Origin of the sequence: Liberiplasma polymorphum (genome assembly GCF_043951795.1) — a bacterium.
GTDB classification, from domain to species: domain Bacteria; phylum Bacillota_I; class Bacilli_A; order Izemoplasmatales; family Izemoplasmataceae; genus Liberiplasma; species Liberiplasma polymorphum.
This window is the reverse complement of record NZ_JBIOAG010000025.1, coordinates 20,201-29,450: the sequence shown is the minus strand read 5'-3', so window position 1 is coordinate 29,450 and position 9,250 is coordinate 20,201. Positions and strand designations below refer to the sequence as shown.

At 32.7% G+C, this 9,250-nt stretch carries 9 protein-coding genes and 1 pseudogene; 8 read left to right on the top strand and 2 right to left on the bottom strand.

Going from position 1 to position 9,250, the window contains the following annotated elements; translation table 11 throughout:
* Positions 1-389: 389 nt before the first annotated feature.
* On the top strand, positions 390-737 hold the full coding sequence (locus ACHAJD_RS06875; protein ID WP_435585120.1) for a DUF2188 domain-containing protein: 348 nt from the start codon (positions 390-392) through the stop codon (positions 735-737).
* A 68-nt stretch (positions 738-805) separates the two neighbouring features.
* Here the strand turns inward: ACHAJD_RS06875 and ACHAJD_RS06870 are convergent, their stop codons facing one another.
* Positions 806-2,683, bottom strand: coding sequence for a polysaccharide biosynthesis protein (locus ACHAJD_RS06870; protein ID WP_435585119.1), 1,878 nt, complete (start codon positions 2,681-2,683; stop codon positions 806-808).
* Positions 2,684-2,956: 273 nt separating this feature from the next.
* Here ACHAJD_RS06870 and ACHAJD_RS06865 point away from each other — a divergent pair, with 273 nt between their 5' ends.
* The 4 genes and pseudogenes from ACHAJD_RS06865 to ACHAJD_RS06850 all read left to right on the top strand — a co-directional run.
* A complete protein-coding gene (locus ACHAJD_RS06865) occupies positions 2,957-3,670 on the top strand; it encodes a YveK family protein (RefSeq protein WP_435585118.1) in 714 nt (237 codons plus the stop codon).
* Complete coding sequence (locus ACHAJD_RS06860) at positions 3,667-4,380, top strand: CpsD/CapB family tyrosine-protein kinase (RefSeq protein ID WP_435585117.1); 714 nt, start codon at positions 3,667-3,669, stop codon at positions 4,378-4,380. Before ACHAJD_RS06865 ends, ACHAJD_RS06860 begins: the two co-directional genes overlap by 4 nt.
* A gap of 108 nt (positions 4,381-4,488) precedes the next feature.
* Positions 4,489-5,205, top strand: a complete 717-nt coding sequence (locus tag ACHAJD_RS06855) for a YveK family protein (RefSeq protein ID WP_435585116.1) — start codon at positions 4,489-4,491, stop codon at positions 5,203-5,205.
* Between the two features lie 104 nt (positions 5,206-5,309).
* Positions 5,310-5,921, top strand: a pseudogene (locus tag ACHAJD_RS06850) (CpsD/CapB family tyrosine-protein kinase); the annotation flags it as partial.
* A gap of 47 nt (positions 5,922-5,968) precedes the next feature.
* On the opposite strand, the gene ACHAJD_RS06845 reads toward ACHAJD_RS06850, so the two are convergent.
* A complete protein-coding gene (locus ACHAJD_RS06845; protein ID WP_435585115.1) occupies positions 5,969-7,594 on the bottom strand; it encodes an ABC transporter ATP-binding protein in 1,626 nt (541 codons plus the stop codon).
* 113 nt (positions 7,595-7,707) lie between these two features.
* On the opposite strand from ACHAJD_RS06845, the gene ACHAJD_RS06840 reads away from it, so the two are divergent.
* From ACHAJD_RS06840 to ACHAJD_RS06830, 3 genes are read left to right on the top strand one after another with little or no spacing between them, the layout of a single operon-like run.
* Positions 7,708-8,571 (top strand): hypothetical protein, encoded by an 864-nt coding sequence (locus tag ACHAJD_RS06840; RefSeq protein ID WP_435585114.1) that lies wholly within the window; start codon positions 7,708-7,710, stop codon positions 8,569-8,571.
* Positions 8,555-8,818 (top strand): PqqD family protein, encoded by a 264-nt coding sequence (locus tag ACHAJD_RS06835; protein WP_435585113.1) that lies wholly within the window; start codon positions 8,555-8,557, stop codon positions 8,816-8,818. Before ACHAJD_RS06840 ends, ACHAJD_RS06835 begins: the two co-directional genes overlap by 17 nt.
* A gap of 1 nt (position 8,819) precedes the next feature.
* Entirely contained in the window at positions 8,820-9,248 is a 429-nt protein-coding gene (locus ACHAJD_RS06830; protein WP_435585112.1) for a S24/S26 family peptidase, read from the top strand.
* Positions 9,249-9,250 lie beyond the last annotated feature (2 nt).

The following is a 9,250-nucleotide window of genomic DNA, read 5'->3' as shown; positions in this document are numbered from 1 at the left end:
AATAACTCTTGTAACACCTTTGTTATACAATATAAGTGAAGAAAAAATAAAGTGTGTTTTCTAGCCACTATTGATTGTTCTACCTTTATTTTCACAATTATTACTTAGCTTTTTCATTGTTTTTCATTATCACTTATTCGCTTAATATAGGCTATAATCTTTATTTCTTATGGGTAGAATAAAACACTAATTGGAAAACCCTATATATTTCAATAAAAAACACCGGAAATCATCCTGTAAATTTTAAGAAATTTGAAAAAAGTCATTTTTTATGTCAAAAGTTGCAATGATTCATACATAGAACCGACAGTCCTTTCAGAAGGATGTTGGTGATACTTTAAGCATACATGTTATAATAAAGATACCCAATAACCGAAAGGAGAACGATTATGAGTTTCTTGAAACGTTTATTTGGAAAGAAAAAAGAATCCCCTTCAAAAAAACAACCTGTTAGTAAAACAAAAACTACTAAAAAAGATGACGAAGAGACTAATGCAAAAACGACTACTGATGCACAACGTAAATATCATGTATCGATGAATAAAGACGAAAAAAGTGAACATTATAAAACGTGGCGTGTAAGAAAAGAAAGTTCTAATAAGACTATTAAATACTTTAATACTCAAAAAGAAGCTATTGAGTATGCTGAAGAATTAGCTGCACAAGCAGGTACATCTGTTGTCATTCATAAGATGGATGGTTCAATTCGTAAACAAAACTATAAACCAAAAGCTTAATTTAAGCCAAATAAAAAGGGAATACACTCCAAACAATGAGGCGTGTATTCCCTTTTTTAATTGATGGTTTACATACTTGAATGGCCATTGCCATTGCAGGTGTATGATTTGATGATTTTAGCAATTTCATCTTTAAGTTCATTCGTATCTAGTTTTTCAATGTTTTTTATAACAGCGTCAAACTGATCTTGTGTGAACTTACTTTTGCCATTATGTGTTTTATCTTCAATAAAGATTTTATTATTTTCTGTTTTAATATTATCCGTTTCATCAACGAGTAATTCTTCATAGAGTTTTTCACCAGGTCTTAAGCCTGAATATTCGATATCAATATCTTCATAAGGTCTAAACCCAGCTAAACGAATCATCTTTTCAGCTAAATCTTTAATTTTGACAGGTTCTCCCATATCAAGGACGAAAATCTCTCCGCCTTTTGCATAAGAGGCTGCTTGTAAAATTAAAGAAACAGATTCAGGGATGGTCATAAAGAATCTTGTAATTTCAGGATGTGTTACTGTGACTGGTCCACCATCTTCAATTTGTTTTTTAAATAATGGAATAACACTCCCATTAGACCCTAAGACATTACCAAAACGTACGGCTGAATATCTGGTGTGATCACTTTGTTCATCAAAGTGCTGAATAATCAGTTCGGCGTAACGTTTTGTAGCCCCCATAATGTTTGTTGGTCTTACTGCTTTATCACTTGAAACTAAAACAAAGTGATTGACTTGATAAGTATGCGCTAATTTTGCGGTATTATACGTCCCAAGAACATTGGTTCTAATTGCTTCTTGTGGACTATCTTCCATTAAAGGCACGTGTTTATATGCTGCTGCATGGAATACGATATTCGGTTTATACATCTTAAATACTTGTTCTAATCGTTCATAGTTATACACTGAACCGATTAAAACTTTTAAGTTTAATGGTTTTTTTAGTTTATGAAATTTTCTTTCAATTTCCATTTGAATATCATAGGCGTTATTTTCGTAAATATCGAAAATAACAAGTTTGGTTGGATTTAAATCGACGATTTGTCTACAAAGTTCACTACCAATAGAGCCGCCTCCACCAGTAACTAATACAACCTTTTTATAAATAAAGGATTTAATTTCTTCGTTATCTAAATGGATTTCTTCACGGTTTAATAAATCTTCTACATGAACTTCAATAATTTTTTGGGGTGTGCCCTCATCAATCTCAGCCATTAATGGCAATCGTTTAATCGTGACACTTTTTTCTGATAAGACTTTAATCATCGCTTGAAGTTTTGGCAGTTCCATATTCGCAATCGCAATGATCACTTCTTCTATTCTTAGTTCATCAATAAAGTTCTTAATTTCTGCGATTGGACCGATTATTCTAATCCCACTTAAACGTGAGCCTATTTTATTTGGATTATCATCGACAAACCCAACAGGAATATTCGTTAAACTTTTATTACGGTAGATTTCTTTTAAAACCATTTCTCCGCCATCACCCGCACCAATAATTAAAGTGCGTTTTCCAAGCGCTGTACGCCATTCTAAATTCAGTCTAATCATATTCACCGCACGCTTTAAAATACGCGGAGCCGCTAAAAATATCATTTCTAGTGGTGCAATAAAGATAAACATCATTAAATCAACAAATTCAATTCTAGAAATACCAAAAAAGAAGACTAAGGCCGCATTTGATGCAACCACTACAATAAAGATTTTAAACGCATCTTCAAAGCCAAAGTGATCGAGTAACATCGTATAAAGTCCAAATAAAGTATAAACAGCTAATTTAAGTAAAATAACAACCGGTAAAATGGTCCAAAAACCAAAGTAATTAATTGGCAATTTTAAATAGGTAAATATCAGTACGGTCAATCCAAATGATAACCCAATAGAAAAGGCATCAATTACCATGAATTGAAGCGTTCTAATGACCCTTTTATGTTTAGATATTGTTTGCATACAAAAATCTTCCCCCTGTTTTGTCCCCACATAATTCAAAACTATTATACCACGAAACATTCGTTCATAAAATCTAAAAGTTATTTTGTAGATTGTTAACGTTTTCTTTTTAAAAAAGGTCAGTTCGTGGTAAGATATTTGTGATAACAATTTACGCTTTGTTAATGCGACATAGGTTGTTTAATATGTAGTTTAAGAAATTCTTAATATATTCACAACTTTAAATTAACTAACATGCTATAATGATTTTAAGTTTTAAGGAGGACAATATCTATGGAAGAAAATAACAACTACGAGCAAGAACTCGACTTATTACAGTTGATTAAAATATTACTCATTAGATGGTATATTATCGTTGCTGCAACGATCACCGTTTTTGGTTTTACTGCTTTTTACAGTTTTACCATGTTAGACGATGTTTATACCGCAGAAGGTAGTATGCTTGTTCAAGTTGAGTCTCAACAAGGCCAAAGTGATGCGGTGAGTTTTCAGTTAGGACAACGTCTAGTTGATACTTATACTGAGATTGCTAAAAGCAGCCGTGTATTAAATGAACTAAGAACTAATTTAAGTTTACCTTATACCAACTCCCAACTCCGTAACATGATCACCGTTACTGGGGTTCGAGATACGATCATCATTAAACTAAGCGTTGTAAGTGATGATCCAGAAGAAGCACAAATCATCGCAAATGAATTATTAGCGATTATTCAAACCTTAGCTGCAAGTCCTGAATTTCAAAGTTTACAAAATATCGATATTTTAGACCAAGCAGAACTCCCAAGAACCCCTAGTGGGCCAAACCGTATGTTGTATTTAGCTATTGGAATTATCTTAGGTGGAATGATTGGGGTATTCGTAGTCTTTATTATTGAATTCTTAGATAGAACAGTAAAAACAACGAAAGATGTTGAATCCAAGCTTGGTATTAGAGCTTTAGGACTTATTCCTGATTACAACATGGAAGACGAGGTTGATGAGACGTGAACAACTTAAATAATTTATTCAAAAAAAACACTGACAACAGTTATAAAATTATTGCCGAACGTGAACCGCTTGGGGCGGTCACTGAACAATACCGTAAACTTCGTACAAACATTGATTATTCAACGTTTAATACAGATTTAAAAGTCTTAAACCTAACCAGTTCTTTTCCTGGTGAAGGAAAAACCGTTACGGTGTTAAACTTAGCAACGGTTTACTCTCAATCAGAAGTTAAGACGTTAGTGATTGATATGGATTTAAGAAAACCTAAAATTCATAGAGCGTTTAATATTTCAAATAATGTTGGGTTAAGCCAACTAGTCACTAAAAACGAATCTCTTGATAACGTAATCTTTAAAGCAAATGAATTCTTACATGTCCTTCCTGCTGGTGAAAAGTTACCCTTCCCTGCAGAGTTCTTAATGAGTAAGAAATTAAAGGCTTTAATGGATACACTGCGCGAACAATACGATAAAATTATTATCGACTGTCCGCCAATGACTGCGGTCGCAGATGCAGCGATTATCTCTAAAATTGTAGATGGAACCATTGTAATTATCGCATCAAGAAAAACCAATGTAGACGTTGCACAAGGCGTTATTAAGAATTTAAAAGATAATGGTGCTAATGTCGTTGGGGGTATTTTAACTAGAGTTCAGAAAAAAGATCATAGATACGCTGCGGGGTATTATTACTATAGTGATGAAAGATAGACCTTTAATTAGGTCTTTTTTTATGAATTTTAGTATTTCATTTCATCAAATATGTGATATAATCGCTTATAGGAAGAGATAAGTTTGCAAAGGGAGAGGGATTTTTATATGGAGCAAATAAGTAATCATGAACAAGAACTGGATTTAATGGAATTAATCCGTATCATTTTACAAAGATGGTACCTAATTCTTTTATCCGTTTTTTTATTTTTAGGGGCAACAGCATTTTATGCGTATAACCATCTTGATGATGTTTATACCTCTAATTCTAGTATTATCGTAAGTGCAAGTTCAGATATTATAAGTACGAATCCAATGACAGATTTTCAGTTATCAGAGCGTATGGTAAATACGTATTCACAAATTATTACAAGTGATCGTGTCTTAGATACTGTAAGAACAAACTTAAACTTATCGTATTCAAATACGTATTTAAGAAATAACCTTACCGTTCGTGGGGTCAAAGATTCCATTTTAATTGATATTTCATTAACGATGAATGACCCTGTTGAGGCGCAACTCATTTTAAGTGAGTTAGTGCATGTCATGGAAGATTTATCAAGAAGTGAAGAAATCAATAATTTAAAACCAATCGATATTTGGGATACCCCAAAAGTGCCAACAGCACCAAGTGGACCTAATCGGTTATTATATTTAGCAATTGGTGTTATTCTTGGTGGCATGGTGGGTGTGTTTTCTATTTTCTTAGTTGAGTTTTTGGATAAATCAATCAAAGGCCCAAAAGACTTAGAAAATAAACTCAATTTACGTGTCTTAGGCATCATCCCAGATCATCAGTTTGTGCAAGAAGGTGATTTAGCATGATCTTCAGTAAACTAGTAGAAAACTATAAAAAACAAGAAAACTATAATTATAAAATTGTATCTAGTGAAGAACCAAGTTGTGCTGTCACTTAACAATACCGAAAACTCCGAACGAACATTGATTATTCAACCTTTAATCATGATCTTAAAATTATTAATTTAACGAGTGCCTTTCCTGGTGAAGGTAAAACAATATCAGCTTTAAATCTAGCCACGGTTTATTCACAATCAGAACTTAAAACATTAATTATTGATATGGATTTAAGGAAACCTAAAATCCATAGAGCCTTTAATATTTCTAACGCGGTAGGCTTAAGCCAACTCGTAACTAAAAATATTGAAAAAGATAAAGCCATCTTTAAAATATGTGACTATTTAGATGTCATTCCAGCAGGTGAAAAATTACCATTTCCTGCAGAGTTCTTACTGAGTAAAAAACTCCTTGCTTTAGTCGAATCACTAAAACAAGATTATGACAAAATCATCATCGACTGTCCACCCATGACTGCGGTGGCAGATGCCAATATCATTTCTAAGTTTTCTGATGGGACAATTATTGTGGTTGCCTCAAGAAAAACTGCGAGTAATGTGGTTGAAGATATTATGAACAGTTTAAAAGTGAATGGCGCTAATGTCATTGGCGGGATTTTAACAAGAGTTAAGAAAAAAGATTACCGTTATGCATCCTACTATTATTACGACGATTATATTGATTAATTAAAACCCCCAGAAAATTTTCTGGGGGTTTTTTATCGAATAAACTGTTATTCTAATGTGATGACTTGGTCAATGATCATGTGATCAAGTGCGCGATGAGAAATAATTAAACACGTTTTACTAGTTAGTTCTTTTATATTTTTAAGCACTTTTTCTTCAGTATCTGCATCAAGGGCTGATGTGATTTCATCAAGTAGTAAAATCGGTGCATCCTTAATTAAAGCCCGTGCAATCGCAAGGCGCTGAAGTTGCCCTTCACTTAACCCGTGCCCGCGTTCACCAATCATAGTCTTAAAGCCTTTTGGAAGGGCCATAATATCATCATAAATACAGGCCACCTCACACGCTTTTATCAGGGTTTCTTCTTTTACTGCTGATTTATTATAAACAATGTTATCTTTAATAGTCCCTGATAGTATCATTAACCCTTGGGGAACATAAGTAAATAAGCTACGGGTATTAACGGAAAGATCAAATGTTTTATCGGTGTACTGGACAAATAGCTCTCCGTTATTTGGTTCAATCAATCCTAACATTAATTTAAACAACGTCGTTTTTCCAATCCCAGAACTGCCCTTTATGAGTGAAAAACTTTGACTAGGGATTGTTAGATTAAAGGCTTCTAAAATATAGGCTTTATCATATTTAAAAGAAACATTATTAAAAACAATCGATTCAAATCCTGGTTCAACCAAAATAGGTTGCTTCGTTTCGTTTGGTAAAGATTCTAAAGCCATGAGGCGTTCACTTGATGCAAGCATCGCATAATATTTTGGCATTAAAGCACTTAAATTACTGAACGGGGATTGCATATATTCAACGAGTTGAATAATCGCAATCAAGCTCCCAAAAGTTAAAACGTTTGTTCCTATTTTATAAGCTCCGTAAATAAGCGCAAAAGCATAGCCTAATGAAAAGAATCCTTGTAAGGCAGTCCCTGCTAAAATGCTGATGCGTTGTTTAGATAAAAAGGCTTTTAAATAACTGGTTTGATGCGTATTTAAGTGTTCTTTTGTATAATCTTCTGCTTCAAAAGATTTTATAAGCATCACATGTTCTAATCCTTCTTGCATAAAACTTCTGAGTATAGCTTCTTTATCTTGCATTACGTGATGTCTTCTTTTAATTTCGTTTCTTATAAATAAACTGACAACAAGGAGTAAACTCCCAAACCCAAGCATGATAAATGCAAAGAGTTGATCTAAGAAAAATAATAATACAAACGCAAAGATAAATCTTAAGAATAAGAATACAAATCTAGGGATGATATCGACTAAGCCATCACTTAACCGGTTAACATCACTTTGAAGGTAATTCATCAGTTGCCCTGAATGATAGTTATCTAGGGCATTTTGTTTTTTATGGATGATATCTTCATAAACATAGGCTTTGATAATTTTATCGGTTTTACCTTTATAAAACACCATTAAATAGTTATATAATGCTTTAAATACTAGTTGGAACACTAATATACTCACAATGAGTATACTCCCTAGTATAAAATTATTAACATGTCTTGCTTGTGCTGCATCTAAGGTTAGTTTTGAAAAATACGCAAAAATAACTGCGGTAGCGCTTAAAATCATGCTCATTAAAACAAGCCACACAAGTGGCCATTTTAAAAAGGCATGTTTTTTTATAAGCCATCTTTTTACTTCTTTTTGATTTGCCATAAGGTGCCTCCAAGAATAATATATGTTATTTTAGCATAGAATATTCACTTATCATAGGGGTTGTTTCATGCTATAATTAAACGAGTATTTTAAAAACTATAGGAAGTGTGTCTATGCCAAACTATAATATTGCAGGTATAAAGATTAACTTTAATTTTCTTTATGATGATTTTTTTAAAGATAATATTGGGGCTTACCTTACTGATGAAACCGCAATGGATTATCAGATGCACGTTCATCAAGTTGGTGCCATTAACCCCATTAAGGGCATTCCTAATATTACCTTTAAAAACCGTTCTATATTTCATAAAGACGGAAAAGTTCATATTATGATTTTAGATCAAGAAGGCCTTGTAAAACAACTTATTGTTCATACCCTTGATTATAAAACCGTTGATATTTATTTATCACGTACTTTAAATAAACAATTAGCTGAACTTGAATATGTGATTACTGGGCTTATCTTTTTAGAACTAGCCATACTAGAAAAACGCTTAGCCCTACACGGGGCAGCCTTAGTTCATGATAATAAAGCCATCATCTTTTCAGCTTCAAGTGGGACAGGCAAATCAACCCATGCAAATTACTGGTGTGATACGTTTGAAAACATCATGATTATCAATGATGATAAGCCAGTGATCTATAAAGAAAATAACACCTTTTATGTAGCGGGTACACCTTGGTGTGGTAAAGATGTTATTAACATAAATGCATCTTACCCTTTAAAATCTATTGTGTTTTTAAACCAAGGAAAACTAGATATTGTAAAAGAAATATCAACGAAAGAAAAACTGCAAACTTTCTTAAAAAACTGTATTAGACCAAGAAATGAAGCCTTAATGCAAGATACCTTAACGATGATTGAAGATTTAGTCTTAAATGTTTCTATGGTTGCTTATGATGCTACTCATAGCATCGGTAGTGTTAAACCAATTTATAATTATTTATTTGGAGGCCAATATGAAAATAAAAAGTGAGTATGTCTTAAGAAGTGTAGCAGGTGAACATATTGTTGTCCCAACGGGGCAAGCTGCAGTGAATTTTAACGGCATTATTACATTAAATAATAGTGGTAAACTATTATTTGAAGCGTTAAAAGAAGGCGCAACCTTAGCTGAACTTGTTATTTTATTACAAGAGACTTACGATGTGAGTGAAGCGGTTGCTTTAAACGATGTAGAAACCTTTGTAAACCTCTTAAAATCTAAGGATTTATTTGAGTAAGATGAAAAAAACACACGTCTTATCAAAAGATTTGTTTCCAGTAATAAAAGAGACCTTAGCTAATAAACAAATCGTTTCTTTAAAAGTATCCGGTAGTAGTATGCGGCCTTTTTTAATCCATCAGTTAAGTACTGTAAAAATTTTACAAAGTGAAACCTATAAGAAATATGATGTTGTGTTATATGAAAATCCAAACAAACAAATGGTCTTACACCGCATCATTAAAATTAAAGATTACTTTTTAATCTGCGGGGATGCTTTAAAAGCCAATGAAATTATAGAACCTAGTAAAATTTATGGTAAAGTTATTCAAATATCTCATGGCAATCAAGATGTTAATATCTATGCAACATCTTATAAATTAAGGGTGCGTTTATGGGTTTATTTAAAACCTTTTAGACGTATTCTATTAAAGCTTTTAAGAAAGTAGTG